The following is a 26,245-nucleotide window of genomic DNA, read 5'->3' on the forward strand; positions in this document are numbered from 1 at the left end:
TCCTCCTCGGTTTCGTTCGCCTGCTGCGCTGCCGCAGGCCGGAGTGCAGCGTAGGACAGGACTCCCGCCGATGTTGCGCCGCATCCCCCTTACCCAGCAAGACAATCCGGCTCCTGTCCGCCGACGCCGGTGCCCCGCGGCCCGGCACCCCGGCGGGCGGTCGCGCCCGGCTCCCGGCCCGGTAGCGCCACGCGCTTGGACGCCCGTGCCGGAGCAGCTCGATAGGCGCCCGGGTCCGAATCCCGCCGCGCCGGAACGGCCCGGTAGCGCCCGAGTCGCCCCGCCTGTCGGCCGTGCCCGTCCCGGTGTCGAACTCCACCCGTCCCGGCCCTCGGCGCGGGCCGTCCGCGCCTCGCGGCCACGCGTCCGTCGCCATGCGCACCAACGCCGGCGCCGCCCACCCGCATCGACGACACCGGCCGGATGACGGCCGCTCACCGCGCGTCCTGTGCAGTCCGGCTAACCAGCCAGTGCAGAAAGTCGCGATGGACCTGCTGCGGCCGTGCGCAGCAAACTCCGTGACGGCCGTCGGAGCAGCCGGCCGCAAGACCATTGGAGGCAACGTGCGCGCACTGGTGAAGACCTCGCCCGCGCCCGGACTGGAGCTGACCGAGCTCCCCGACCCGACGCCCGGCGCCAACGACGTCGTGGTCCAGGTGTTCCGCACCGGCATCTGCGGGACCGACCTGCACATCGACTCCTGGGACGAGTGGGCCGCCCGGACCGTGCCGACGCCGCTGGTGATCGGCCACGAGTTCGCCGGCGAGGTGGTGGCGGTCGGCTCTGCGGTCACCCAGGCCCAGGTGGGCGACTTCGTCAGCGGTGAGGGCCACCTGGTGTGCGGGACGTGCCGGAACTGCCGCGCGGGCCGCAGGCACCTGTGCGCCAACACCAGGGGGCTCGGCGTGCACCACAACGGCGCCTTCGCCGAGTTCGCGGTGCTGCCCGAGCAGAACGTGTGGGTCCACCGGGAGCACGTCGACCCCGACGTGGCGGCCATCTTCGACCCGTTCGGCAACGCGGTGCACACCGCGCTGACCTTCCCGGTCGTCGGCGAGGACGTGCTGATCACCGGCGCGGGCCCGATCGGACTGATGGCAGCGTGCGTGGCCAGGCACGCGGGAGCCCGCAACGTGGTGATCACCGACGTCAGCGAGCACCGGCTCGAGCTGGCCCGCCGGGTCGGCGTGGACCTCGCGGTCAACGTCGCCGAGACCGGCATCGCCGACGCGCAGGCGAAGCTGGGCATGTCCGAGGGCTTCGACGTCGCGATGGAGGTCTCCGGGCAGCCTTCGGCGCTGCGGGAGACGATCGAGAACATGGCCCACGGAGGCCGGATCGCGATGCTGGGGCTGCCCGCCGAGCACTTCCGGATCGACTGGAGCGCGGTCGTGCTCAAGATGCTGACGGTCAAGGGCATCTACGGACGGGAGATGTTCGAAACCTGGTACTCCATGTCGGTGCTGCTGCAGTCCGGGCTGGACCTCTCACCGGTCATCACCCACCGGTTCCCCTGCACGCGGCACGTCGAGGCGTTCGAGACCGCGCGCGCGGGGCGCTGCGGCAAGGTCATTCTGGATTGGACGGTGCGCTAGATGTACACCATTGGCCAGGACGTGCGGGCCGAGCTGGCGGAGATCCGCGCCGCGGGCCTCTACAAGCACGAGCGGGTGCTGGACTCCGCGCAGAGCGCGCGGGTCGGCGTCGGCGACGCCGAGGTGCTCAACTTCTGCGCCAACAACTACCTCGGGCTGGCCGACCACCCGGCGCTGGTCGACGCCGCGTCGAAGGCGCTGGAGCGCTGGGGCTTCGGGATGGCCTCGGTGCGGTTCATCTGCGGTACGCAGGCCCCGCACAAGGAGCTCGAACAGCGGCTGTCGGAGTTCCTCGGCACCGAGGACACCATCCTCTACAGCTCCTGCTTCGACGCCAACGGCGGGCTGTTCGAGACGCTGCTCGGGCCGGAGGACGCGGTCATCTCCGACGAGCTCAACCACGCGAGCATCATCGACGGCGTCCGGCTGTGCAAGGCGCGCCGCGCCCGCTACCGCAACCGTGACATGGCCGACCTGGAGCAGCAGCTCAAGGACACCGCCGACGCCCGGCACCGGCTGATCGTCACCGACGGCGTGTTCTCGATGGACGGCTACCTCGCGCCGCTGGACGAGATCTGCGACCTCGCCGACCGGTACCGGGCGATGGTGATGGTCGACGACTCGCACGCCGTGGGCTTCACCGGTCCGACCGGGGCGGGCACCCCGGACGCGTTCGGCGTCACCGACCGGGTCGACGTGGTCACCGGCACCCTCGGCAAGGCGCTGGGCGGGGCGAGCGGCGGCTACGTGTCGGCGCGCGGCGAGATCGTCGAGCTGCTGCGCCAGCGCTCGCGGCCGTACCTGTTCTCCAACTCGCTCGCGCCGTCGATCGTGGCCGCCTCGCTGGCCGCGCTCGACCTGGTCTCGGCGAGCCCGCGGCTGCGGCAGCGGCTGAGCGACAACAGCGCGCTGTTCCGGTCGCGGATGGCCGAGGAGGGATTCGACCTGCTGCCGGGCGAGCACCCGATCATCCCGGTGATGATCGGCGACGCCGCCGAGGCGGCGCGGATGGCCGACCTGCTGCTCGAGGAGGGCATCTACGTCATCGGCTTCTCCTACCCGGTGGTGCCCAAGGGCAAGGCGCGGATCCGCACCCAGATGTCGGCGGCGCACAGCGCCGAGGACATCGAGCGGGCGGTCACGGCGTTCGTCCGGGCGCGCGAGCGGATGCGCGGCTGAGGTCCCGTCTTCGATCTTCGAAGCGGCGCAGCCGCTCGGCCCACCGGCACCGCCGCGGGTTCAGGGACAGCGCTGACGACCGTCCGCCTCCTCGGCGGCTGGGTACCATCGGCGGGTGATTGACCCCAGGCGGCTGCAGGTGTTGCGCTCTTTGGCCGACCACGGCACGGTCCGTGCGGCCGCCGAAGCGCTGTACCTGACGCCGTCGGCGGTCTCGCAGCAGCTCAACGCGCTGGAGAGCGAGGTCGGGCAGCCGCTGCTGACCCGGCACGGGCGGCGGGTCCGGCTGACCGCGGCGGGAGAGCTGCTGGTCGAGCACGCCAAGGCGGTGCTCGCGGAGCTGGAGCGGGCCGAGGCCAACCTCGCGGCTTGCGCGTCGGGCACCGTCGGCAAGGTCGAGATCGCCTCGTTCGCCTCGGCCATCACGCAGGTCGTCGCGCCCGCGATCGTGGAGCTGCGGTCGCGGGCACCGGGGGTGTCGGTGCTGGTGCGCGACGCCGAGGCGCACAAGAGCCTGCTGATGCTGCTGGCCGGGGAGATCGACGTGGCGATCTCGATGGAGTACACCTCGACGCTGCAGGCCGACGACCGCAGGCTGACCCGCTACCCGCTCTACGCCGAACCGTTCGACGTCGTGCTGCCGCCCCGGCACCCGCTGGAGTCGATGCCGTCGGTGGCCGTCGAGGACCTCCGCGACGAGGAGTGGATCGCGCCGCTGCCCGGCAACCCGTGCCGCGCGGTCGCACAGGTCTTCTGCGAGAACGCCGGCTTCGTCCCGCGCATCACGCACACCTCCGACGACTTCCACGCCGTCGTCGCGCTCGTCGCGGCGGGCACCGGGGTGGCGCTGGTGCCCAGGACCGCGATCGGCGACCATCCGGGCACCGTGCGACCGGTCGCGGGCCGCCCGCCGACCCGGCGGGTCTTCGCCGCGGTCCAGTCCGGTCGCGAGGAGCACCCCCTGGTTCGCACCGTCCTGGACGCCGTGCTGGAGCAGAAACCCGAGGACTGAGCGCGCTCGCGGCCTGTTGCCTGCGCGGGTGTTGCTGAACCGCCTGGCCGTGGGCGCACGGGGTGGCAAGCTGCTGATCATGACGCCGCGACCGTTCGACTCCGTCCTCTGCGATCTCGACGGTGTGTTGCGCCGTTGGGACCAGCGCGCCGTAGAGCGCCTCGAGCTGGCCCACGGGGTCGTGCCGGGCTCGATCGCCGCGACCGCCTTCGCCCCGGAGCTCCTGCACCCCGCGATCACCGGCGCGTGCACCGACGAGGCGTGGCGGGCCGCCGTCGCGGACGGCCTGGCCGCCGCGTGCGGCTCGCTCGACGCGGCACGCGCGCTCGTCGCGGAGTGGTCCGGGCCCGCCGGGGAGGTCGACGCCGAGGTGGCCGGGTTGCTGGCCGGCGCCCGTGCGCATCTGTGCGTCGTCCTGGTGACCAACGCGACGACCAGGCTCGAAGCCGACCTGGAGCGGCTGGGACTCACCAACGCGGTGGACGCCGTCGTCAACAGCTCCCGGGTGGGGTGCGCCAAGCCCGACCCGCGGATCTACCGCCTGGCCGCGGCGCGTGCCGGCGCGGCGGTCGAGCGCTGCCTCTTCGTCGACGACACGGCCGCGAACGTGGAGGCCGCGCGGGACGTCGGCATGACCGCGTTGCACTTCCGGCAGCCTCACCAGCTCCGCGAAGCCTTCGCGCCGTTGCTGGAACCGCGAACCGCCTGACGACCTTCCTCAGATATCGCCGGTCCGCTGGAACACCGCCAGCGCGCGGGTGACGCGCGTGGCGCCCTGCCGGACCGCTCGCTCGACCGCCCAGCGCCGGGACAGGAACTCGTCGGTGGGCAGCGAGATCGCGACCGAGGCGACGACGCCGCCCGCCGGCTCGCGCACCGGCACCGCCATGCACGACATCCCCTGCTGGAACTCGCCGATCTCCAGCGCCAGGTGCGACTGGCGGACGTGCGCGAGCTGGTCCTCCAGCGCGCCGCGGTCGCTGATGGTGGCCGGGGTCAGCACGGCGAGCCCTGCGGTGTCGAGGTAGCGGGCCAGCCGTTGCGGCCCCATCGCCGACAGCATGATCTTGCCGAAGGCGGTGGCGTGGGCTGCCTGGTGGAACCCGACGTCGAGCGGCTGTGCGCGGGGCCTCCGGTCGGAGTCCTCGACGTGCGCGATCACCACCTCGGTGTCCCGGTAGACGGCGTAGTACGCGGCGGCGTCGGCGTCCTGGTGGACCGCGCGGATGGCGCCTGCGACTCCGGGCGGCACCGCGAGCTGGCGGGTCAGCGCCTGCCCGAGGTAGCGGGCCATGTAGCCGAGCCCGTAGACGTGCTGGTCGCTGAGGTGCACGACGTGCCCGGCGTCGATCAGCGCGTGCAGCAGGTGGTAGGTGGTGGGCAGGGCGAGGTCGAGCTCGGCGGCGATCTGCTTGGCGGTGAGCCCGTCCGGCGAGTTCGCGATCACCTCCAGCACGCGCAGGGCCCGCCCGACCGACTGCAGCGGGCCCGCGCTGCCGTTGCGGCGTGCGACGCCGTCCAGCGGGGCTTGCACGCCTCTCAATGTATGTCCCCGTAGCGGGTGCCGAGCAGTCCGCGGCACCAGCCCGCGTTCCCCTCGATGCTGACCTGGGTGGTGCGCGCGAAGCGCAGCCGCAGCGGCAGCGACTCGGCGTCCACCGGGCCGCCCTGGTCGTCGACCAGCAGCGGGGCGCTGTCGTCCGAGGGCAGCCCGAGCTGCCTGCGTCGCCTGCGCAGCCGGGTGGTGTCCTCGGCCAGCTCGCCGAGGCGCAGCCGGACCAGCTCGGCGTGGGTGCGTCCGGCCTTGAGCAGGCGGGCCGCGATCTGCTGCTGGTAGGCGGCGTGCGCCTTGCGCAGGAACGTCGCCCGCAGGTCGTCGAGCTCTCCGGCGGCCAGGCCGGGGAACGCCGCGTCGAATCCGTCGCCCACGGCGACACCGGCGTTGATCTCCTCGGATGCGAAGTGGTCGAGCAGCCGCACCCGCACCGGTCCGGGAGCCACGGCGGCCAGCGCCTCCCGGGCGTCGGCGACCATGAGGTAGGCGAAGTTCGGCGCGCAGAAGTACGTCGGCAACCGCAGCTCCACCCGCACCTCGCCGTCCACGACCTCGCAGGCCGCGACGAAACCGAGGTCGGTGACCGGCTGGTCCAGCTCCGGGTCCAGCACCTCGCCCAGCGCCCGCCACGCGGCGGCCTCAAGGCCCGCCGCCGCGCCTGCGGTGCCGCTTGCAGGGGCATTCGGACGACCGCTTCGGTTCTCCGCGCCGTCCCCGTCCACGGCGGCGGTCGCCGCTCCCCCGCTCGTCGACGTGCTCACGGTGTCATCGCCTCCCGGTTGGTCTCGGAGGCGACCGGAGTCCGCGAGGCCGGGACGTCCGGCGCGGGCAGGCCCATGCCCTCGGGCACCTCGATGTCGTAGAGCCGGGCGGCGTTGAGGCCGAGGATCTTGCGCTTCACGTCCGGTGTGAGCACGCCGTACTCGTCCTGCATGTCCTCGGGGATCTGGAAGTCGACGAACTTCTCGACCAGCCACTTCGGCGTCCAGATCGCGTAGTCGCTGGCGAAGGTGATCCGGTTCTCGTCCAGCCAGTACAGCAGCTCGCCGATGATCTGGGCGAAGTAGCGCGGCCGGGAGTGGATGAACGGCATCGCCACCGCCAGCCCGCCGTAGACGTTGGGCTCCTGGGTGGCGATCCAGCAGAAGTCCTCCAGCCGCGGCAGTCCGACGTGTTCGACGACGAAGCGCAGGTCCGGGAACGCGGTCGCCACGTCGTCGACGTCGGCGACGTCGAAGGCGTCTCGGTTGAGCGGGTAGATCGTCGGTCCCTTGTGGATGTGGATGTTGCGGATGCCGAGCTCCTGGCACTTCTCCAGGTACCGGTAGGACCAGTCGTCGGTGAGCTTCCAGCCCTTGGACCGGCCCTTCCACTCCGCTGTGTAGAGCTTGACCCCCTTGAGCTGCCAGCGTTCGGCGAGGCGTTCGAGCGCGGCCATCCCCGCCTCGCCGTCGCGCGGGTCCCAGCTGCCGTTGACGATGAACTTGTCCGGGTGCCGCTCGGCGAGCGCGCCGTCCTGCTCGGTCGTGTTGAAGCCGTTGACGAAGAAGTCGGTCAGGTACGTCGGCTGGAAGATCGCCTTGTCGACGTATCCGGCCTCGAACAGGTCGTGCAGGAGGTCCTGCTCGCTCTGCTTCTGGAAGTGCTCCAGCGACCACACCTCGCTCTGCGGGCTGAGGTTGCGGTGGTAGTCGTAGAAGCAGTTCAGGAACCCCTCGCCGTACCGGTTGGCCTGGTTCGCGGGCGTGCCGTCCCAGAAGTGGATGTGGCTGTCGACGATGAAGTAGTTCTCGCCGTCCTTGCTGTACATGGGTTGTCCCGCCTTTCCGGGTCAGGGCACGAGAATGGCCCGGCCGCCCGGGATGCGACCCGCGTCGAGGTCGTCGAGCGCGGCCGGCGCGTCGTCGAGCGCGTAGGTTCGGGTGCGCAGCGCGACCTTGCCCTGCGCAGTGAGCGTCATCAGCTCGTCGAGGTCGTTGTAGGAGCCGACGAGGTTGCCGATCACGTTGATCTCGCGGGAGATGATGTCGATGGTGGGGACGTCGACGCGGCCGCCGTAGCCGATGACGAAGTAGGACCCCGCGTCCCTGGTCATCGCCACGCCTTCGGCCTCGGTGCCGCCTTCGCCGACGAAGTCGAGCACCACGTGCGCGCCCCTTCCGCCGGTAAGGTCGCGCACCGCCTCGACGTGGTCACCGGTGGCCTCGACGGTGTGGTGGGCGCCGAGCTCGGATGCCAGGTCGAGCGCCTGGGCGGAACGGTCGACGACGGTGATCTCGGCGGCGGTCAGCGCGATGAGCGACTGCAGGCCGATGTGCCCGAGTCCGCCGGCGCCGATGAGCACCACGTGCGTGCCGGGGTACAGCAGCGGAACCGCCTTGCGGACGGCGTGGTAGGCGGTGAGCCCCGCGTCGGCCAGGGCGGCGACGTCGACGGGCTCGAGGCCGGCGTCGAGCCGGACCACCGACCGGGCGTTGGTCAGCAGCAGCTCGGCCATCCCGCCGTCGGTGTTGATGCCCGGGAACTGCGAGTTCTCGCAGTGCACGTCGTCGCCGGAGCGGCAGGCCCGGCACAGCCCGCAGGTCACCAGCGGGTGCAGGATGACCTTGTCGCCGGGCTTGACGTTGCCGACCGCCTGGCCGACCTCGCGGACCGTGCCGGCGTTCTCGTGACCGATGATGTACGGCAGCTCGACGCCGCTCTTCTGGGCCCACTGGCCTTCGATGATGTGCAGGTCGGTGCGGCAGACCCCCGCCGCCCCGACTTCCACGAGGACGTCCATCGGGCCCTTCGGCACCGGGTCCGGCACCGACTCGATCTTGGGCTGCTCGCCGTATGCGTGCACTCGTACTGCCTTCACCTCGGACTCCTTCGGCCGGGCGGCTGGGACTGCCCACAGACTGACCACCGCGGCCCAGAAGCCAAAGACGCGTTGTCACATGCTGATAAGAGGGCGGGTGGAACACCGCTTTCTCACCCGATAGGGCGATACGCCCGAGGCCATCCCACTGCGACATCCGGCGGAGGTGCCGGGATGCGGAAGAACATCTTCATGTTCGGTCGCCGGGAAGGTTCCTTGGCAGAATCGGCTGGGTGAAGTACGTGCTGCTCATCTGTGATGACGAGACGGTCTCGCCGAGCAACGAGGAGCTGGCGGCGGACCCGGTGCACCAGGCCTGGGCGGCGGACCTGGACCGGCGCGGCGCCAAGCTCGTGGGCGCGCGGTTGCGTCCGGTGGTGGACGCGACCACGGTCCGGGTCCGCGACGGCGAGACCCTGGTCTCCGACGGGCCGTTCGCCGAGACCAAGGACTTCGTCGGCGGCTTCGTGATCATCGAGTGCGCGGACCTCGACGAGGCGATCGAGATCGCCGCGGGCCATCCCTACGCGCGCTGGGGTGGCGTCGAGGTCCGCCCCGTCTGGGAATGACCGCACCGGACCATCGGGCGCGGGAGGCGGTGGCGGCCGCGTTCCGCGACGAGTGGGGCCAGGTGGTGGCGACTCTGATCGGGTTGACGGGGGACTGGGACCTGGCCGAGGAATGCGCGCAGGAGGCGTTCACCGCCGCGCTGGTGTCCTGGCAGCGCGATGGCGTCCCGCGCCGTCCCGGCGCGTGGCTCACCACGGCGGCCCGCAACCGCGCGACCGACCGGCTGCGCCGGGACACCACCGGTGCGGCCAAGCTGCGTGAGCTCACCGTGCTGGCCCGCGTCCCGGACGAGCCGGTGGTGCAGGAGATCCCGGACGAACAGCTGCGGTTGATCTTCACCTGCTGTCATCCGGCGGTGCCGTTCCCGGCGCGGGTCGCGCTCACCCTCCGGACGCTGGCCGGCCTGAGCACCGCCGAGATCGCCCGGGCGTTCCTGACCACCGAGCCCACGATGGCGCAACGCCTGGTCCGCGCCAAGCGCAAGATCAAGGAGGCGGGTATCCCATACCGGGTACCGCCGGTCGAGGACCTCCCGCAACGGCTGGCCGCCGTGCTCGCGGTGCTCTACCTGATCTTCAACGAGGGTTACGACGAGGAGTGCGCCGAGCGGAGCGCACGCCGGGCTCTGACGGCCGAGGCCATCCGCCTGGCCCGGCTCCTGGTCCGGCTGATGCCGCGCGAACCCGAGCCGCGTGGCCTGCTCGCGCTGATGTTGCTGCACGAGGCCCGGCGGGCGACGCGCACCGACGACGGCGTTCTCGTCGCGCTGGAGGACCAGGACCGGTCCCGGTGGGACCAGCCGCTGATCGACGAGGGTGTGGCTGTGCTCGACCAGGCGCTGGCGATGCGGCGCGTCGGGCCCTACCAGGTGCAGGCCGCGATCGCCGCCTGCCACGCCACCGCGCCCGACGCGGCCGGGACGGACTGGCCGCAGATCGCGATCCTGTACGCCGAGCTGGCCCGGCTGGCTCCGTCCCCGGTCGTGGACCTCAACCGCGCCGTGGCGGTCGCCATGACCGACGGCATCCCGGCCGGCCTGGCCCTGGTCGACGAGCTCACGGCGTCCGGCCTGCTCGACGGGTACCACCTGCTACCCGCGACACGCGCGGACCTGCTCCGCCGGGACGGCCGTGCGGCCGAGGCGAGGTCGGCGTACGAGGAAGCCCTGGAGCTGGCACCCACCGAGCCGGAGCGCCGCTACCTGAGGGGCCGGCTCGGAGAACTCTGAGAGCCTGTTTTTGGTTTTTGAAGCGGCACAGCCGCTTGGCCCACCCCCGCCACCGGAACCGCTATGCAAGTGAGTCCAAAGAGGGCCTCTGAGATTTTCCTCCGGCCGTGTCGATACGGGCCGGCCGCGGTCGTCGGTAGGGCGAAGTCCAGCCCACCGGAGACAAGGGGAACTCTCGTGCACACCGACATGGCAACACCGGCGCCCGCGGTCGTCGACCGGGCCGCCTACCAGGCCGAACTGGACGCGCTGCGGGTCCGGGAGAAGGCGCACACCCGCGAGGGCGACGCGATCGCCGCGGCCCGGCGGCGGCTGCCGATGGTGGAGGTCGACGCCACCGCCGAACTGATCGGCCCGAACGGTCCGGTCACGTTGCTGGACGCGTTCGAGGGCCGCAGGCAGCTCATCGCCTACTTCCACATGTGGCACACCGGCCAACCCGCCGCAGCCCAGTGCGAGGGCTGCACCTTCTACAACGGGCAGGTCCCGGAGCTGTCCTACCTCCACTCCCGCGACGTCACCTACGCGACGTTCTGCCAGGGCCCGTACGAGGGGAGCGTCCGCTACCGCGACTTCATGGGCTGGGACGTGCCCTGGTACTCCGCGGCGGAGTCGATCGACGTGCTGATGGCGGGGCGCGGCCCGTTCATGCTGGCGTGCTACCTGCGCCGAGGCGACCGGGTGTTCGAGACCTACTGGACCACCGGCCGCGGCGTCGAGGTGATGGACCAGACGTACGGCCTGCTGGACCGGACCGCCTACGGCAGGCAGGAGACCTGGGAGAACTCGCCCGCCGGCTGGCCGCAGCGCTGGGAAGTCGACGGCGAGCAGATCCGCACCGGCGGACGCCCCACCGCCCAGTGGTCCCGGCTGAACGCCGGACGCTCCGGCGGCGACTCCGGCGAGCAGTCATGACGACCACCAGGCACGACGGCCACGCTGCGACGACCGGGCTCGCGGCTGCGTCAACAGCGCGATCACCGCGAACCGCTGCGACGAAACCGCAGGAGAGAACAATGAGCACCCACAAGATCGGCACGCGGGACGAGTGGCTCGCGGCCCGCAGGCAGTTGCTCGATGCCGAGAAGGAACTCACGCGCCGCAGCGACGAGCTGGCACAACGGCGGCGGGAACTTCCGTGGATCCGCATCGAGAAGGAGTACCGGTTCGACACCGACGAGGGCGCCGCGTCCCTCACCGACCTCTTCCGCGGCTGCTCCCAGTTGCTCGTCTACCACTTCATGTTCGGTCCCGACTACGAGGCAGGGTGCCCGTCCTGCTCGGCGATCGCGGACGGCTTCAACGGCTTCGTCACCCACCTGGCCAACCACGACGTCAGGCTCACCGCGGTTTCGCGGGCCCCGCTCGCGAAACTCCGGGCGTACAAGCGCCGGATGGGCTGGAGCTTCCCCTGGGCGTCCTCGTTCCACAGCGACTTCAACAGCGACTTCAACGTCTGGTTCACCGAGGAACAACAACGCGGGGGAGGCATCGAGTACAACTACCAGCGAGAGCCGGTGTTCGAGTGGCGCTCAGGTCAAGAAGGCGGCGGCGAGGACGCTGAGGACGAGTTCGCGGCCATGTGCGGCACCGACACGGCCACCTACCACCGCGACAGGCCGGGCATGAGCGCGTTCGCGCTGGAGGACGGCGTCGTCTACCACACCTACTCCACCTATTCGCGCGGCCTGGACATCCTGTGGGGCATGTACCAGTGGCTCGACCGGGCCCCACTCGGGCGCAACGAAACCGGCGTCTGGTGGCGCCGCCACGACGAGTACGTCAGCCAGTGACGAGCGATGGGAGCGGGGAGAGGTGAAACTCGCCGCCCCGTCCCGGGTCTGGGTGTGCCGTTGCGGCGCAGGCAGAAGTGGCCCGCACGCTTCGTGAGCGTGCGGGCCACGAGTCCGCGTCAGTTGTGCGGGTAGGCACCCATTGCGTCGACCACGGCCGTCTTGACCGAGGTGACGGCGAGCACGGTTCCCGCTTCGTAGTCCGGGTTCTGCTCGGTGGCGACCTTGCGGTAACCGATGTAGTCGCCGGTGGCCGGGTCGATGATCATCTCGTAGCGCTGGTCGTTGTCGGCGATGCCGATCGCGACGCCTTGCCGTCCGTCGAGGTTGACGCCCTGCTCGGTGATCTCGACGCCCGGGATCATCGCCAGCGTGCGGTAGAGCGCCGCCCGCAGGTCCGCGGGCACCTGCCCGGTCTGGAGCGTGACCCCGACGTTGTACACCATCTGGTAGTTGTCCATGACCGGGTCGTCGTAGGGGCTGTCTGCGGTGCTGCGCAGCGTCGCGTAGAGCGCCTCCGGCTCACGGGGCAGCGTGGCCATCCACTCCTGGGTCGGTTTCCCCCAGCCCGGCTTACCCGCGCAGGGCGGCGGGCCCCCATCAGCGGACTGGCTGGGGTAGAAGTCCCCGCAGGGTGCCTTGTGCTCACCCTCGGGCCACCAGCTCGCGTAGACGTCGATCCCCGCGGCTTCGGCCTCTTCCCTGGTGCCCTTGACCCACTTCTCCCGGCCGGTGGTGTCCCGCCGCTCCAGCCACTCCTGCTTCTCGTCGGCGGGAATCCAATGGTCCCGGACATTTTCGGCCAGCACTCCGAACGTGCCGTAGCCGCCTTGGAAGGTCACCATCTCCCAACCGTGGTGGGAGACGTAGCGGAACTGGCCGGGCCCCGGACGCTGGTCTTGGGAGTGGATCGCGTCGGCCTTCTGGGCGGCGTCGCTCAGCGTGCCTGCCACCGCTTGGGAGATCCGCGGCGCCTCGCCGGTGAACGAAACGGACTGCACCGCCGTGACACCGACGGCCAGCGCGGCGGCGGCAGCGGCGACGGTCAACCAGGAACGCCACGTGCGCTTCGGCCGTGCGATCGGGATGACGCCGTCGTCGGCGTCGGGAACGCTCGGTGCTTCCCCCGGGTTCTCGGCGGCCCGCATCAGCATGCCGCGGGTCCTGTCGAGAGTGTTGGGGTCGGTGTCCACGTCACTGTGCAGGGTGGCGAGGGCCGAGTCGAGGTCTCGCTCCGACCACATGGTGCGGGTGTTGCTTCCGTCGTTGTCACGCATGGCGGTTCGCCTCTTCGTCGATGTCCTCGGTGGTCTTTCGGGATGCCGCGCCGGGCGCGTTCTTGCGCAGCTGCCTGCGCACCCGGTGGATTCGGGACCGCACCGTGCCGACCGGAATCCCCAGCACATCGGCGACTTCGGTGGAGTCGAGCCCGCCCCAGGCGGTCAGCAGGAGGGTGTCCCGGTCGGCGGGGCTCAGCTCGGCCAGCGCCGCGGCGAGATCGCTCACGCTCGAGTGCGCGTCCACTGTTTCGGCGACCCTGGACTCGTGGCTGGCCGTGGTCACCTCGCTGGCGTGCACCATGCGCGCGGTGGCCCGCAGCCCACGCAGTTCCTTGCGCATGTGCTTGCGGAGCAGGTTGGTGGCGATGCCGTAGAGCCAGGACCGAACGTTGGCGCGTTTCGGGTCGTAGGACGCTCGATGGCGCAGTGCCACCAGGAATGTCTCGGCGACCAGGTCGTCGGCCACCGACTCGTCGGTTCTTCGGGCAAGGTAGCGGTGCAGCGGCGCGGCGTACTCGTCGAACAGCCGGCCGAAAGTGGCCGCCGGATCGCCGGTCGTCAAGGACGGGCGGTCCTCGTCGAGTGCCATCGCTCCACCCGCTTCGGGTTCCGAGAGGCTAGTTGTCGTCGACACACCCCGTTCTTTCCCGCACGCGGCCCCCGCGTTCACGGCCCGATCGGAGAGGTGTCGCTACCCCGATGATCTCGACTCCCGGATCGGCCAGACGCACAGGGAGCACGACCAGACACGGGGATGGCCAGACACGCAGGGAGCACGACCAGACGAGCAGGATGGCCAGACGCACAGGGAGCATGCCGCGGCTGGCAGGCTGCGTCGTGGATCAGCACTCGCCGCTGCGTTGCAGACCAGCACTGGCCTGGTGCGTCGTGGATCAGCGCTGGGGTGCTGCGTCGTGGACCAGAACTAACCGCTGCGTCGAGCCGCTGCTGGATCCGGTGGCCACAAGATGCCGGGCGCGCGGCCCGACGCGTGCCAGGCCCGCACGCCTCCCGGGGGCTAGCACCAGATTGGAAGCGGAAGCCGGGTCGAGTCAGGCGGCAGGCCGGGCAAGCCCGTGCACTCCGGCCGAAGGTCAGGTACCGCAGGGCGGCATGCCGCGTTGCCCCGTGACTCTTCTCCGCTGGCGCCCAGGACCGCGATCGGCGACCACCTGAGCACCGTGCGGCCGATCACGGGCCGCCCACCGACCCACCCAATCCGAATCTCGTCCCCTGCCCCGAATCTCGTCCGCCCTACCTGGAACCCTGTCCCCCTACTCCGAATTTCGTCCTCCGCTACCTGGAATCCCGTCCGCTCCTACCCGGATCTCCCCACTCCACCCCTGCGCCCCATCTCAGCCGTGGCCCGCCCGGCCGCGATGCCTCAACGGCCGGTGACGCGCACGCCCTTGCGCCAGACCGTGTGGGTGAGGGGGACGCCGGGGCGGTAGGCGAGCCAGGCGGTGCTCGGGGCGTCGAGGACCTGGACGTCGGCTCGTGCGCCCGGGCGCAGAACGCCTACGGCGCCCTCGCCCGATTCGCGGCGCAGGGCACGCGCGCCGCCCCAGGTCGCTGCGCGGACCGCCTCGTCGACGGTCATCCGCATCTGCAGAACCGCCGTGGTCACGCAGAAGCCCATCGACGAGGTGTATGACGAGCCGGGGTTGCAGTTCGACGCCAGCGCGACGGTCGCACCCGCGTCGAGCAGTGCCCGCGCGTCGGGGAGCGGCTGGCGAGTGGACAGGTCGCACGCGGGCAGCAGCGTGGCCACGGTGCTCGACCCGGCGAGTGCGTCCACGTCGGACTGAGAGAGATAGGTGCAGTGGTCGACGCTCGCGGCGTCCAGCTCCACTGCGAGCGCCACTCCCGGACCGGTGCCGAGCTGGTTGCCGTGCACGCGGAGGCCGAGGCCGCGATCGGCCGCCGCGGTCAGTACCCGCCGGGACTGGCCGGCGTCGAAGGCGCCCTTCTCGCAGAAGACGTCGCACCAGCCGACGTGCGGCGCCACCGCGTCGAGCATCTCGCCGCAGACGAGGTCCACGTACTCGTCGGCGTCGGACCCCGGCGGGACGAGGTGCGCGCCGAGGAAGGTGACCTCGTCGGCCTCGGCGGCGGCGACCATGGCGGCACGCAGTTCGTCGGCGACCGTCAGCCCGTAGCCGGTCTTGGTCTCGACGAAGGTGGTGCCCTGGGCGGCGGCCTCGGCGATGTGGCGCCGGAGGTTCGTGGCCAGTTCGGCATCGGTGGCGGCGCGGGTGGCCTCGACCGTCACCGCGATGCCGCCCGCCTCGTACGGCTTGCCGTCCATGCGCGCGGCGAACTCGGCCGTGCGGTCACCCGCGAAGACCAGGTGGGTGTGGCTGTCCACCCAGCCGGGCAGCACCGCCCGCCCCTCGGCGTCGTACCGCTCGTCGGCGTCCGGCGCGGCGTCCGACGGCCCGATCCACGCGATGTGCCCGTCCTCGACGACGAGGGCCGCGCCGGAGGGTTTGCCCAGCTCGTCGTCGTTGGTCGTGAGCTCGCCGATGCCGGTGATAACAGTGCTTGTCATCGCTGAGTCATCCTCGCTGGTCGTGGCAGTGGCTGGAAGGTGGGCAGCGGTCCCTGGCACCCGCCGCGCCCCAGGGGCAGACACGCGGCGGTGCCAGGCCCTACAACAGCGCGGCGACCGAAGCCCGCATCCGTTCGGCGAGATCCGGAACCGACTGGTGGATGCCGTCGCGCACGACCCGCCTGCCGTCGACGATGACGTCGCGCACGTCGTCCGCACTGGCCGCCGACACGACGGCCTCCGGCGGCACCCCCGCGAGCCGGGCGCTGTCGAGCCCGACAGCGACGAAGTCGGCGCGGGCTCCGGCGCCGATCCAACCGGCGTCGCTCCAGCCGAGGGCGCGATGACCTGAGACCGTCGCCATCGTCACCAGGTCCGCGGGCGTGAAGTTGCCCCGTGTCTCCTGGCTCAGCCGCGTGTAGGACTCCACCGACTGCACCTCGGCGAACTGGTCGATCACCGAATGGCCGTCGCTGCCGACCGACAGCGGGCTGCCCGCGACGGCCAGCGCGCTCGCCGGACCGATGCCGTCGGCGAGGTCGGCCTCCGTCGTGGGGCACAGGCAAACCCCGGTGCCGCTACCGCCCAGCAGCGGGAGGTCGCCCGGTGCCAGGTGGGTCGCGTGCACGGCGGTGGTGGACTCCCCCAGCGCGCCGTGCGATGCCAGCAGTTGCGTGGGTGTGCAGCCGTGCGCGGCCAGGCACGCCTCGTTCTCCGCGCGCTGTTCGGACAGGTGCACGTGCAGCGGGGCGCCGGCACCACCGGCCCACTCCACGACGCCAGGGATCGCTTCGGCCGGGACCGCGCGGACCGAGTGCAGCGCGGCGCCTGCGCGCACGTGGTCGCCCCCCGGCTTGAACTCGTCGACCCGGCCTGCCCACCCCGACACGTCGCCGTCGCTGTAGCGGAGCTGGACCCCATCGACGGGCTTGCCGAACCCGCCCGCCAGGTAGCAGGTGTCCAGCAGCGTCAACCGGATTCCGGCGTCGGCGGCGGCCTGCGCGAGAGCCGCCCCCATCGCGTTCGGGTCGGAGTAGCGCTGCCCGCCGGGCGCGTGGTGCAGGTAGTGGAACTCCCCGACGCAGGTCATGCCGGACAGCGCCATCTCGGCGAAGACCGCCGTCGCCAGCCGGTGGTAGCTCTCCGGGTCGAGCCGGGCCGCGACCTTGTACATCTGGTCCCGCCACGTCCAGAAGGTGCCCTTGCCCCCACTGGTGCGTCCGCGCAGCGCCCGGTGGAAGGCGTGCGAGTGCGCGTTGGCCATGCCGGGCAGCACCAAACCGCCCAACCGTTGCGCATCACCAGGTCCGTCCACTTCGGACACCGAGGTGATGCGGCCGTCCTCGGTCTCGACGAGCACCCCCGGCACCGGACCGCCGGGAAGCCACGCCCACTCGCACCAGTACGCGGTCGACACGCTCATCACGTCACCTCGCCAGATGTTCCAGGACGCGGGCCAGCGCCTGCGCGCCGGCCTCGCAGTCGGCGGACTCCGCGTGTTCCTCCGGGGCGTGGCTGACCCCGGTGGGATTGCGGACGAACAGCATCGCGGTCGGCACCTCGGCCGCAAGGATCCCGGCGTCGTGGCCCGCCCCGGTCGGCAGCAGCGGCGCGTCCTCCAGCAGTCCGCTCAGCTCGTCGCGCAGCGCGGGCTGGAAGTGCACCGTGTCGCCATAGGACTCCTCGGTCACCACGACCTCGCAGCCCTCCTCGGCGGCGAACTCCTGCGCCCGCTCGGCCAGTTCGTCGACCACGGACCGCGTGGCGTCGTCCGTGGGCGACCGGGCGTCCAGCCAGAGGTCCACCGTGGAAGGGATGACGTTGGTGCCGCCCGGGTTCGGGACGAGCCTGCCGACCGTGGCCCGCGCTCCCTCCACCGCGGCCGCCGCGCGGCGGGCGGCGAGCACCAGCCGCGACGCGGGCAGCATCGGGTCGCGGCGGTCGGTGATGAGCGTGGCCCCGGCGTGGTTGCCCTGCCCTGAGAACCGGAACCGCCACCGGCCGTGGGCCAGGATCGACGAGGCGACGGCGACCGGCCGCTCCAGATCGACCAGCCCCCTGCCCTGCTCCACGTGCAGCTCGACGAACTGCCCGATCCGGCGCAGCGCCTCCTCGTCGCGGCCGACGCGGTCGGCGCGCATGCCCGCCGACCCCATCGCCTCGGCGAAGCTGACGCCGTCGGGATCGCGCAGGCCGCGGGCCTTGTCGGGGTCGATCGTGCCCGCCAGGAGCCGGGAGCCCAGGCAGGGCACGCCGAACCGGCCGCCCTCCTCCTCGGCGAACACGACCACCGCCAGCGGGCGGCGCGGGACGAACCCGCGTGCGCGCAACGAGTCCACCGCCGCGAGGGAACTCACCACGCCGAGCGGTCCGTCGAACGCGCCGCCACCGGGGACCGAGTCGAGATGGCTGCCGGTGACCACCGCGTCGTCGCCCGGCTCGCCCCACCAAGCCCACAGGTTCGCGTTGCGATCGGTCGTCACCCGCAGGTCCCTCGCCTCGGCCTGCTCCGCGAACCACTCGCGCAGCTCCATCTCGGCCGGGTCGAAGGCGTGGCGGGAGAAACCGCCGCGCCTGCGGTCGGCCCCCACGCCGTCGATTGCCGACAGCAACTCGCTCGTGGTCATTTGCGCTCCTCGGTCCGCGGAAGACGTGTCGTAATAAAGAGGCGCGAACCCCCGCCGGTGATTCACCCTCGATCGGGTGATCGTGGCTCCGGGCGGGGGCCATGGCGATCCGGCCGGACCGGCCACCGGCACCGAACCGGGCTGCCAGCCCGGGCTCCGGCACCGAACCGGGCCCAGGCACCGCCCGGGAGGTCAGGCCAGGCCGGGCACCCGGACGCCGCGCTCGGTGGCCACCTCGCGGGCGCGGTCGTAGCCGGCGTCGACGTGCCGGATGACGCCCATGCCAGGGTCGTTGGTCAGCACCCGCTCCAGCTTCTGCGCCGCCAGCGCGGTGCCGTCGGCGACGGTGACCTGACCGGCGTGCAGCGACCGCCCCATGCCGACTCCGCCCCCGTGGTGCAGCGACACCCACGTGGCCCCGGAAGCCGTGTTGACCAGCGCGTTCAGCAGCGGCCAGTCGGCGATCGCGTCCGATCCGTCGGCCATTCCCTCGGTCTCGCGGTAGGGGGACGCCACCGATCCGCAGTCCAGGTGGTCGCGGCCGAGCACCAGCGGCGCCTTGATCTCACCGGAGGCGACCATCTCGTTGAACCGCAGCCCGGCCAGGTGGCGCTCGCCGTATCCGAGCCAGCAGATGCGGGCCGGCAGGCCCTGGAACGAGACCTTCTCCCCCGCGAGCCGGATCCAGCGCGTGAGGTGGTCGTCGTCGCCGAACAGGTCCAGGATCGCCCGGTCGGTCGCGGCGATGTCGGCCGGATCGCCGGACAGCGCCGCCCACCGGAACGGGCCCTTGCCCTCGCAGAACAGCGGCCGGATGTAGGCGGGGACGAAGCCGGGGTAGTCGAAGGCACGGTCGTAGCCGGCGAGCTGGGCCTCGCCGCGCAGCGAGTTGCCGTAGTCGAAGACCTCGGCGCCCGCGTCCATGAACCCGACCATTGCCTCGACGTGCTTGGCCATCGAGTCCCTGGCCCGGTCGGTGAACTCCTCGGGCTTCTTGCTCGCGTAGTCCTCCCAGTCCTCCAGCTCCACGCCCAGCGGCAGGTAGGACAGCGGGTCGTGCGCGGAGGTCTGGTCGGTGACGATGTCGGCCCGGAGCCCGCGGCGCAGCAGCTCCGGCAGCACCTCGGCGGCGTTGCCGATGACCGCCACTGAATAGGCGCGCCGCTGCGCCTTGGCGGCCTCGGCCTTCTCGATCGCCTGGTCCATGCCGTCGGCGACCTCGTCGAGGTAGCCGTGGCGGACCCGCCGGTGCGCGCGCTCGGGGTCGCACTCGACGACCAGCGCCACGCCCTCGTTCATGGTCACCGCGAGCGGCTGGGCACCGCCCATCCCGCCCAGTCCCGCGGTGACGGTCAGCGTGCCTGCGAGGGTGCCGCCGAAGCGGCGCTCGGCGACCGCGGCGAAGGTCTCGTAGGTGCCCTGCAGGATGCCCTGGGTACCGATGTAGATCCACGAACCCGCGGTCATCTGCCCGTACATCATCAGGCCGAGCGCGTCGAGGCGGCGGAACTCCGGCCAGTTCGCCCAGTCGCCGACCAGGTTGGAGTTGGCCAGCAGCACCCGCGGCGCCCACTCGTGGGTGCGCAGGACGCCGACGGGCTTGCCCGACTGCACCAGCAGCGTCTCGTCGTCGGCCAGCGTGGTGAGCTCGCCGACGATGGCGTCGAAGCTGGCCCAGTTGCGGGCGGCCTTGCCGGTGCCGCCGTAGACGACGAGGTCGTCGGGCCGCTCGGCCACCTCGGGGTCGAGGTTGTTCTGCAGCATCCGCAGCGGAGCCTCGGTGTTCCAGCTGCGCGCGGTCAGCGTGGTCCCGCGCGGTGCGCGCACGGGTCGAGCAGAGCTCATTACTGCTACCTCCTGGGTTCTGCGGGCATCGCCCGTGCGGCGGGTGCCGGGCTCACTAGTGGGCACCGGCGGTGTACTTGGCGGCCGCCTCGCGCACGGCGCCGGAGCGGACCAGCTCCGCGGTGGCGGCGATCTCGGGAGCGATGTGGCGGTCGGGCCCGGGCCCGCCGACGCGGGTGCGCAGCAGGTCGCGGACCGCCGCGGTCGCCGGGGCGGGCTCCAGCGGAGCGCGCAGGTCCAGCGCCCGCGCCGCGGTCAGCAGCTCGACGGCCAGGACCGTGGTGAGACCGTCGACGGCGCGGCGCAGCTTGCGGGCCGCGTGCCAGCCCATCGACACGTGGTCCTCCTGCATCGCGCTGGTCGGGATCGAGTCGACCGACGCGGGGACGGCCAGCCGCTTGAGCTCGCTGACGACACCGGCCTGGGTGTAGTGGGCGATCATGTGGCCGGAGTCCACGCCGGGGTCGTCGGCCAGGAACGCGGGCAACCCGTGCGAACGCGCCACGTCGAGCATCCGGTCGGTGCGGCGCTCGGCCATGCTCGCGACGTCGGTGAGCGGGATCGCCAGGAAGTCCAGCGCGTGCGCGAGCGGCGCGCCGTGGAAGTTGCCGTTGGACTCCACGCGCCCGTCGTCGAGCACGACCGGGTTGTCGATGGCCGCGGCGAGCTCGCGCTCCGCGACGGTCTCGGAGTAGCCGACCGCGTCCCGCGCCGCTCCGTGCACCTGCGGTGCGCAGCGCAGCGAGTACGCGTCCTGGACCCGGTTGCAGTCCGGGCCGCGGTGGCTGGCCACGATCGGCGAGTCCGCCAGCATCGCGGCCATCCGCGCGGCCGACAGGGCCTGACCGGGGTGCGGGCGCAGCCGCTGCAGGTCGGCGGCGAAGGCCCGGTCGGTGCCGAGCAGGGCCTCCACGCTCATCGCCGCCGTCACGTCGGCGACGTCGAGCAGCGCGGCGAGGTCGTGCTGGGCGAGCACCAGCATGCCGAGCATGCCGTCGGTGCCGTTGGTCAGCGCCAGCCCTTCCTTCTCGGCCAGCACGACCGGTTCGATCCCGGCATCGGCCAGCGCCTCGGCGGCCGGCCTGCGTACGCCCCCGGCGTCGGTGACCTCGCCCTCCCCGGTCAGCGCCAGCGCCACCGACGCCAGCGGCGCGAGGTCTCCGGAGCAGCCGAGCGAGCCGAACTCGTGGACCACCGGCACGATGCCCGCGTTGAGCATCGCGAGCAGGGCCCGCGCGGTCTCCAGGCGGACGCCGGTGCGCCCGGTGGCCACCGTGCGCAGGCGCAGCAGCATCAGCGCGCGCACCACCTCGGCCTCGACCTCGGGGCCGGCGCCCGCGGCGTGCGATCGCACGAAGGACTGCTGCAACGCGGCGCGGCGGTCGCCCGGGATGTGGCGGACCGCGAGGGCGCCGAAACCCGTGGAGACCCCGTAGGTCGGGTGCGGGTCCGCCGCGAGCGCCTCGATGTGCTTGCGGGTCGTCGCGATGCCGTGCTCGGCGAGCGGGGTGAGCTCGACCCGGGCTCGGCCACGGGCGACCTCGACCACCTGCTCGCGCGTCAGCGAGTCCGGGCCGATCCTGTGCGCGTTGTCGTGCATGAGTCCATACAACCTGGTTAGCGGCGTCGCGGGCGGCTCGATAGAGTGACTCTGTCTGAGATCCCAGACGGAGGGAAGCGGGCGTGGGCGGCAGCAGCGACGTGCCCGCGCTGCGGCGCGGGCTGGCCATCCTCGGCGTGCTGGCGGGACGGCCGGGACCGGTGTCGGCCGGGGTCATCGCCCGCGAGCTGGAGCTGCCCAGGTCGACGACCTACCACCTGCTGTCGGAGCTCGTCGCGGCCGGCTTCGTGACGCACCTGCCGGAGGAGCGGCGCTACGGGCTCGGCGTGGCCACCTTCGAGCTGGGCTCGGCCTACCTGCGCCACGACCCGCTGGAACGCCTCGCCGGGCCGCTGCTGCGCAAGCTCGTCGACCAGGTCGGGCGGACCGCGCACCTGGGTGTCCTGCACGGCGGCGAGTCGCTGTACCTGATCAAGGAGCGCCCGTCGCAGCCGCAGACGCTGGTCACCGACGTGGGGGTGCGGCTGCCCGCGCAGCTCACCGCGTCCGGCCGCGCGATGCTGGCGCACCTGCCCGCGGCGCAGGTCCGGGCGCTGTTCCCGTCGGCCGCCGGTTTCGTGCTGCGCACCGACCGCGGGCCGCGCAACCTCCCGGAGCTTCGGCGGGTGCTGGCGGCCGAGCGGCGGCTCGGGTGGGCGGTGGAGGACGGCTACGTCACGGCGGGGTTCGCGTCGGTGGCGTGCCCGGTCTTCGACTACGGCGGCCGGCCGACGGCGTCGATCAGCGTGACCTTCCGGCACTTCTGCGACGGCGCGGGCGAGTGCGGGCAGACCTGGCCGGAAGTGGCCGAGCAGGTGGGCCGCACCGCACGGGAACTGACGGCCCGCATCGGCGGCCACGGGTAGCGAGGCGCGAGCTGGTCGACTTGCCGGCCATCGACGCCGCCGTCGCGGTCCGCGGCGAGTGGGACGCCGAACGCACCGCCGACTACAGCGCCTCCTGAAAAGCAGCGACGCCCGTGGTCCAGGGGACCACGGGCGTCGTCGTCGACGGCGGCCTCAGATGCCGGCCGAGGCGACGAAGGACTTCGCCACGTCGGCGGGGTTGGCCTTGTCGACCTCCAGCTGCCGGTTGAGGTCGGTCAGCTTCTCGGTGGTCAGGGCCGCCGAGACCTTGTTCAGCACCGCGACCTGCTCGGGCTTGAGCGTGGACTTGTGCACCAGCGGCACCACGTTCTGCGCCGGGAACATGTTCGCCGGGTCGTCGAGCTTGACCAGGTTGTTCTGCTGGATCTGCGACGAGGTGGTGAACAGGTTGGCCACCTGCACCTGGTTGCCGGTCAGCGCGCCGACGGTGACGGTGCCCGCCTCCACGCTGCGGATCTCCTTGAACTTGCAGCCGTAGACCTCGCCGATGCGGGCCTCCCACCGCGACTTCCACTCCGCGGGAGCACCGAGCACGAACTCCCCGCAGCGCGGCCCGAGGTCGGTCATCGACCGCACGCCGGTCCCGGCCGTCGCGGCGGTCACCGCCAGCACGTCGGAGTCCTCGGCGGGCGACTGCTCCAGCAGTTCCAGCTCCGGCGGCAGCTTGCCCTTGAGCTGGTTGTAGACCTCCTGGGACTCGGTGCTGCCAGCCTGCTTGTCCAGGTACGCCAGCAGGTTCCCGGTGTACTCGGGCACGAGCGTCAGCTCGCCGCCCTTGACCGCGTTGACGTAGAACTCGCGGGCTCCGATGCGAGGCCGCGTCTGCACGTCGGTGCCGGTGGAGCGCAACGCCTCGGCGTAGATCTCCATCAGCAGCTCGCTCTCGGCGAAGTCGGCGGAGCCGACGACGACCGTTCCGCCCTGTGCCTTGTTCGCCTCCAGCGGGTCCTGCGACGCGCAGCCGGTGAGCGCCAATGCCGCCACCGCGGCGAAGGCGAGCAACCGCTTCATGGTCCGTTACCTCCTATTTCGGGTGGCCGGCACCAGTCCGCGCGGGATCAGGCGCCTGGACACTCCGGCCAGCACGAGATCGAGCAGCACGGCCAGCAGGGCGATCATGATCGCCGCCCCGGCCATCTGCGCGTAGTCGCTGATCTTGAGCCCGTCCAGCAGGATGCGGCCCAGACCGCCGAGCCCGACGTAGGCCGCGACGGCCGCAGTGGCCACCACCTGCAGCATCGCGCTGCGCACCCCGCCGAACAGCAGCGGCAGCGCGTTTGGCAGCTCCACCTGCCACAGCCGCTGCCACGAGGTCATGCCCATGCCCCTGGCCGCGTCGACGGCGTCGGGCGGGGCGTTGGTGATGCCGGCGTAGGTGCCGGACACGATCGCCGGGACGGCCAGGATCACCAGCCCCGCCAGCGCCGGCGCCTCACCGAGCCCGAAGCACAGCACCAGCAGGGTCACCACGCCCAGCGTCGGCAGGGCGCGCATGGCGTTGCTGGCGCCGACGACGAACACGGCGCCGCGCCCGGTGTGGCCGATGTAGACGCCCAGCGGCACGCCGACCAGCGCGGCGACCGCGACCGAGACGACGCAGTAGTAGAGGTGCAGCAACGTCTGCACGAGGATGCCGCCCTGCCCGGTCCAGTTGGCCGGGTTCGTCAGCCACGCGACGAGTTCGCCGATCATGCCCGCTCCGCTCGCGTCCAGGGCGTCAGCACCCGCCACAGCGCCACCAGCAGCAGGTCGACCACCAGCGCCAGCAGCAGCGTCAGCACGATTCCCACGACGATCTCCACCAGGTAGTCGCGCTGGAACCCGTCGGTGAACAGCCGCCCCAGCCCGCCGATGCCGACGAGCGCGCCGACGCTGACCAGGCTGATGTTGCTGACCGAGGCCACCCGCACGGCCGCCGCGAGCACCGGCACCGACAGCGGCAGCTCGACCGACAGGAACAGCCGCCGCGGCCGGTAGCCGAGCGCGGTCGCCGCGGCGGTGATGTGCGCGGGCACCGACTCCAGCGCGTCAGCCACCGGGCCGAGGAGCAGAGCGGCGGTGTAGATGCTCAGCGCGATCACGACGTTGAGCGGCGACAGCAGCGGAGTGCCCACGATGCCCGGGATCAGCACGAACAGCGCCAGCGACGGAACCGTGTAGAAGGCGTTCGCGGTGCCCTGCAGAGGACCGCGCAGCCACCGCACCCGCTGCGCGAGCCGTCCCAGCGGCAGTGCCAGCAGCACGCCGAGGACCAGCGGCACCAGCGAGAGGTAGATGTGCTCCCCGAGCTGGCCGACCACCAGTTCCCTGTTGCTGGGACTGGCGAAGAAACGGATCAGCTCGTCGATCATGCCGTGGCGTCCCGCCTGCGCTCGATGAGGTCGAGCACGTGCCGGGCGGTGACCACCCCGACGTAGCCGCCGTCGGCGTCGACGACCACGCCGAGCCCGGAGGGCGCCGACAGGGCGGCGTCGAGCGCGCCGCGCAGGGGCGCGTGCTCGGTGTAGAGGGAGCCGCCCGCGACGAGCCGGTCCTCGGCGAGCGGGCCGGAGACGGTGGTGCCGGGTTCGAGCCAGCCGCGCGGCCTGCCGTCGGCGTCGAGGGCGAGCTGCCACTCGGCGCTCGGCTGCGCGGTCTCGCCCACCCGGACGGTGTCGACCTGACCGGTGCGGATGCCGTCGGAGTCCACGAAGGACAGCCGCCGGTAGCCCCGGTCGCGGCCGACGAAGGAGGTCACGAAGTCGTCGGCGGGTTCGGCGAGCAGGTCGTCGGGCTCGGCGTACTGGGCGAGGTGGCCGCCCTGGCGCAGCACCGCCACCTTCTCTCCCAGTTTGATGGCCTCGTCGATGTCGTGGGTGACGAACAGGACCGTCTTGTCCAGCTCGGCCTGCAGCCGAAGCAGCTCGTCCTGGAGCCCCTCGCGCACCACCGGGTCGACCGCGCTGAACGGCTCGTCCATCAGCAGCACCGGCGGGTCGGCCGCCAGCGCCCTGGCCACCCCTACCCGCTGCTGCTGACCGCCGGAGAGCTGCGCCGGGTAGCGGTAGGCCAGCTCGGAAGGCAGGCCCACCAGCTCCAGAAGCTCGCCCGCGCGGCTGCGGGCCTCGCGCCGGCGCTGGCCGAACAGCATCGGGACCGTGGCGATGTTGTCGAGCACGGTGCGGTGCGGGAACAGTCCGGCCTGCTGGATGACGTAGCCGATGCCGCGGCGCAACCGCGCGGGGTCGGACTCGCGGACGTCGGTGCCGTCGACGAGCACGGTGCCCGACGACGGGTCGATCATCCGGTTGACCATCCGCATCAGCGTGGTCTTGCCGCACCCCGAAGGCCCGACGAAGACCGTGATGGTGCCGGTCTCCACGACCAGGCTGAGTTCGTGGACGGCGACGGTGCCGTTGTCGTACTGCTTGCGCACGGACTGGAACTCGATCAACCGAGCCCCCCTCAGAGCTTGTCCCGACGGATTGCGCGGGTCCGATAGCGCGTCCGGCGCCGGGCACCGTCCGCGACACCGAGCGTCACGTCCTGGCCGACCCTAACTCGATCAGCCCAACCGTGCGATCGACCGAGACTCACGTGTGATCTACAAGGCATCTCCTGCCAGCGCGTTCCCGGCAGCCGGAACACCGGCGGAGGCGGCACCGCGCGGCGGCGTGCGCCCCG

24 protein-coding genes are annotated in these 26,245 nt (G+C 72.0%); 9 read left to right on the forward strand and 15 right to left on the reverse strand.

What is annotated here, in order from left to right:
• Positions 1-563 precede the first annotated feature (563 nt).
• The 4 genes from tdh to HUO13_RS37885 all read left to right on the forward strand — a co-directional run bounded on the left by tdh (position 564) and on the right by HUO13_RS37885 (position 4,495).
• On the forward strand, positions 564-1,595 hold the full coding sequence (gene tdh / locus HUO13_RS32025) for an L-threonine 3-dehydrogenase (RefSeq protein WP_211898650.1): 1,032 nt from the start codon (positions 564-566) through the stop codon (positions 1,593-1,595).
• On the forward strand, positions 1,596-2,774 hold the full coding sequence (locus HUO13_RS32030; RefSeq protein ID WP_211898651.1) for a glycine C-acetyltransferase: 1,179 nt from the start codon (positions 1,596-1,598) through the stop codon (positions 2,772-2,774).
• Positions 2,775-2,889: 115 nt separating this feature from the next.
• Positions 2,890-3,786 (forward strand): LysR family transcriptional regulator, encoded by an 897-nt coding sequence (locus tag HUO13_RS32035; RefSeq protein WP_211898652.1) that lies wholly within the window; start codon positions 2,890-2,892, stop codon positions 3,784-3,786.
• A 28-nt stretch (positions 3,787-3,814) separates the two neighbouring features.
• On the forward strand, positions 3,815-4,495 hold the full coding sequence (locus HUO13_RS37885) for an HAD family hydrolase (protein WP_249124228.1): 681 nt from the start codon (positions 3,815-3,817) through the stop codon (positions 4,493-4,495).
• Positions 4,496-4,504: 9 nt separating this feature from the next.
• Here the strand turns inward: HUO13_RS37885 and HUO13_RS32045 are convergent, their stop codons facing one another.
• Genes HUO13_RS32045 through HUO13_RS32060 form a run of 4 tightly spaced genes read right to left on the reverse strand, consistent with a single transcriptional unit; the run spans position 4,505 to position 8,201 of the window.
• The gene (locus tag HUO13_RS32045) at positions 4,505-5,320 is read right to left on the reverse strand and encodes an IclR family transcriptional regulator (RefSeq protein WP_211898653.1); all 816 of its coding nucleotides are present in this window, start codon (positions 5,318-5,320) and stop codon (positions 4,505-4,507) included.
• A gap of 5 nt (positions 5,321-5,325) precedes the next feature.
• Positions 5,326-6,102: an iron-sulfur cluster assembly protein gene (locus HUO13_RS32050; protein ID WP_211898654.1), complete on the reverse strand. Its 777-nt coding sequence runs from the start codon at positions 6,100-6,102 to the stop codon at positions 5,326-5,328.
• On the reverse strand, positions 6,099-7,151 hold the full coding sequence (locus HUO13_RS32055) for an amidohydrolase family protein (RefSeq protein WP_211898655.1): 1,053 nt from the start codon (positions 7,149-7,151) through the stop codon (positions 6,099-6,101). Before HUO13_RS32055 ends, HUO13_RS32050 begins: the two co-directional genes overlap by 4 nt.
• 21 nt (positions 7,152-7,172) lie before the next feature.
• Positions 7,173-8,201 (reverse strand): NAD(P)-dependent alcohol dehydrogenase, encoded by a 1,029-nt coding sequence (locus HUO13_RS32060; protein ID WP_211898656.1) that lies wholly within the window; start codon positions 8,199-8,201, stop codon positions 7,173-7,175.
• A 233-nt stretch (positions 8,202-8,434) separates the two neighbouring features.
• On the opposite strand from HUO13_RS32060, the gene HUO13_RS32065 reads away from it, so the two are divergent.
• The 4 genes from HUO13_RS32065 (at position 8,435) to HUO13_RS32080 (ending at position 11,792) form a co-directional block, all read left to right on the forward strand.
• Entirely contained in the window at positions 8,435-8,770 is a 336-nt protein-coding gene (locus HUO13_RS32065; RefSeq protein WP_211898657.1) for a YciI family protein, read from the forward strand.
• Positions 8,767-9,999 carry an RNA polymerase sigma factor gene (locus HUO13_RS32070; RefSeq protein ID WP_211898658.1) on the forward strand — a complete coding sequence of 411 codons (1,233 nt, stop codon included), beginning with the start codon at positions 8,767-8,769 and terminating at the stop codon, positions 9,997-9,999. The genes HUO13_RS32065 and HUO13_RS32070 overlap by 4 nt, the downstream gene beginning before the upstream one ends.
• A 177-nt stretch (positions 10,000-10,176) precedes the next feature.
• Positions 10,177-10,914, forward strand: coding sequence for a DUF899 family protein (locus tag HUO13_RS32075; RefSeq protein ID WP_211898659.1), 738 nt, complete (start codon positions 10,177-10,179; stop codon positions 10,912-10,914).
• Between the two features lie 101 nt (positions 10,915-11,015).
• Complete coding sequence (locus tag HUO13_RS32080; protein WP_211898660.1) at positions 11,016-11,792, forward strand: DUF899 domain-containing protein; 777 nt, start codon at positions 11,016-11,018, stop codon at positions 11,790-11,792.
• Positions 11,793-11,911: 119 nt separating this feature from the next.
• Here the strand turns inward: HUO13_RS32080 and HUO13_RS32085 are convergent, their stop codons facing one another.
• The 7 genes from HUO13_RS32085 to hutH all read right to left on the reverse strand — a co-directional run bounded on the left by HUO13_RS32085 (position 11,912) and on the right by hutH (position 21,695).
• Positions 11,912-13,069, reverse strand: coding sequence for a CU044_5270 family protein (locus HUO13_RS32085; RefSeq protein ID WP_211898661.1), 1,158 nt, complete (start codon positions 13,067-13,069; stop codon positions 11,912-11,914).
• Positions 13,062-13,661, reverse strand: a complete 600-nt coding sequence (locus HUO13_RS32090) for an RNA polymerase sigma factor (protein WP_211898662.1) — start codon at positions 13,659-13,661, stop codon at positions 13,062-13,064. The genes HUO13_RS32085 and HUO13_RS32090 overlap by 8 nt, the downstream gene beginning before the upstream one ends.
• Positions 13,662-14,456: 795 nt before the next feature.
• Complete coding sequence (hutI, locus tag HUO13_RS32095) at positions 14,457-15,623, reverse strand: imidazolonepropionase (RefSeq protein WP_211898663.1); 1,167 nt, start codon at positions 15,621-15,623, stop codon at positions 14,457-14,459.
• A gap of 100 nt (positions 15,624-15,723) precedes the next feature.
• Entirely contained in the window at positions 15,724-17,046 is a 1,323-nt protein-coding gene (locus tag HUO13_RS32100; protein WP_211898664.1) for a formimidoylglutamate deiminase, read from the reverse strand.
• Positions 17,047-17,050: 4 nt separating this feature from the next.
• On the reverse strand, positions 17,051-18,250 hold the full coding sequence (locus HUO13_RS32105) for an allantoate amidohydrolase (protein ID WP_211898665.1): 1,200 nt from the start codon (positions 18,248-18,250) through the stop codon (positions 17,051-17,053).
• A 192-nt stretch (positions 18,251-18,442) separates the two neighbouring features.
• A complete protein-coding gene (gene hutU / locus HUO13_RS32110) occupies positions 18,443-20,095 on the reverse strand; it encodes a urocanate hydratase (protein ID WP_211898666.1) in 1,653 nt (550 codons plus the stop codon).
• Between the two features lie 55 nt (positions 20,096-20,150).
• Positions 20,151-21,695 (reverse strand): histidine ammonia-lyase, encoded by a 1,545-nt coding sequence (gene hutH / locus HUO13_RS32115; protein WP_211898667.1) that lies wholly within the window; start codon positions 21,693-21,695, stop codon positions 20,151-20,153.
• Between the two features lie 83 nt (positions 21,696-21,778).
• On the opposite strand from hutH, the gene HUO13_RS32120 reads away from it, so the two are divergent.
• Positions 21,779-22,561, forward strand: coding sequence for an IclR family transcriptional regulator (locus HUO13_RS32120; protein ID WP_211898668.1), 783 nt, complete (start codon positions 21,779-21,781; stop codon positions 22,559-22,561).
• Positions 22,562-22,714: 153 nt separating this feature from the next.
• Here the strand turns inward: HUO13_RS32120 and HUO13_RS32125 are convergent, their stop codons facing one another.
• The 4 genes from HUO13_RS32125 to HUO13_RS32140 are packed head-to-tail and all read right to left on the reverse strand — an operon-like array spanning position 22,715 to position 26,015.
• Positions 22,715-23,593, reverse strand: a complete 879-nt coding sequence (locus HUO13_RS32125) for an ABC transporter substrate-binding protein (RefSeq protein WP_211898669.1) — start codon at positions 23,591-23,593, stop codon at positions 22,715-22,717.
• A 6-nt stretch (positions 23,594-23,599) separates the two neighbouring features.
• A complete protein-coding gene (locus HUO13_RS32130) occupies positions 23,600-24,274 on the reverse strand; it encodes an ABC transporter permease (RefSeq protein WP_211898670.1) in 675 nt (224 codons plus the stop codon).
• Complete coding sequence (locus tag HUO13_RS32135) at positions 24,271-24,933, reverse strand: ABC transporter permease (protein ID WP_249124229.1); 663 nt, start codon at positions 24,931-24,933, stop codon at positions 24,271-24,273. Before HUO13_RS32135 ends, HUO13_RS32130 begins: the two co-directional genes overlap by 4 nt.
• The gene (locus HUO13_RS32140; protein WP_211898671.1) at positions 24,930-26,015 is read right to left on the reverse strand and encodes an ABC transporter ATP-binding protein; all 1,086 of its coding nucleotides are present in this window, start codon (positions 26,013-26,015) and stop codon (positions 24,930-24,932) included. The genes HUO13_RS32135 and HUO13_RS32140 overlap by 4 nt, the downstream gene beginning before the upstream one ends.
• Positions 26,016-26,245 lie beyond the last annotated feature (230 nt).

The organism is Saccharopolyspora erythraea (assembly GCF_018141105.1).
GTDB lineage: Bacteria > Actinomycetota > Actinomycetes > Mycobacteriales > Pseudonocardiaceae > Saccharopolyspora_D > Saccharopolyspora_D erythraea_A.

Coding starts and splice junctions, on each gene's coding strand:
- HUO13_RS32030 (WP_211898651.1), top strand. CDS start 1,596: ATGTACACCATTGGCCAGGACGTGCGGGCCGAGCTGGCGGAGATCCGC.
- HUO13_RS32055 (WP_211898655.1), bottom strand. CDS start 7,151: ATGTACAGCAAGGACGGCGAGAACTACTTCATCGTCGACAGCCACATC.
- HUO13_RS32070 (WP_211898658.1), top strand. CDS start 8,767: ATGACCGCACCGGACCATCGGGCGCGGGAGGCGGTGGCGGCCGCGTTC.
- HUO13_RS32080 (WP_211898660.1), top strand. CDS start 11,016: ATGAGCACCCACAAGATCGGCACGCGGGACGAGTGGCTCGCGGCCCGC.
- HUO13_RS32085 (WP_211898661.1), bottom strand. CDS start 13,069: ATGCGTGACAACGACGGAAGCAACACCCGCACCATGTGGTCGGAGCGA.
- HUO13_RS32090 (WP_211898662.1), bottom strand. CDS start 13,661: ATGGCACTCGACGAGGACCGCCCGTCCTTGACGACCGGCGATCCGGCG.
- hutI (WP_211898663.1), bottom strand. CDS start 15,623: ATGACAAGCACTGTTATCACCGGCATCGGCGAGCTCACGACCAACGAC.
- HUO13_RS32100 (WP_211898664.1), bottom strand. CDS start 17,046: ATGAGCGTGTCGACCGCGTACTGGTGCGAGTGGGCGTGGCTTCCCGGC.
- HUO13_RS32105 (WP_211898665.1), bottom strand. CDS start 18,250: ATGACCACGAGCGAGTTGCTGTCGGCAATCGACGGCGTGGGGGCCGAC.
- hutU (WP_211898666.1), bottom strand. CDS start 20,095: ATGAGCTCTGCTCGACCCGTGCGCGCACCGCGCGGGACCACGCTGACC.
- hutH (WP_211898667.1), bottom strand. CDS start 21,695: ATGCACGACAACGCGCACAGGATCGGCCCGGACTCGCTGACGCGCGAG.
- HUO13_RS32125 (WP_211898669.1), bottom strand. CDS start 23,593: ATGAAGCGGTTGCTCGCCTTCGCCGCGGTGGCGGCATTGGCGCTCACC.
- HUO13_RS32130 (WP_211898670.1), bottom strand. CDS start 24,274: ATGATCGGCGAACTCGTCGCGTGGCTGACGAACCCGGCCAACTGGACC.
- HUO13_RS32135 (WP_249124229.1), bottom strand. CDS start 24,933: ATGATCGACGAGCTGATCCGTTTCTTCGCCAGTCCCAGCAACAGGGAA.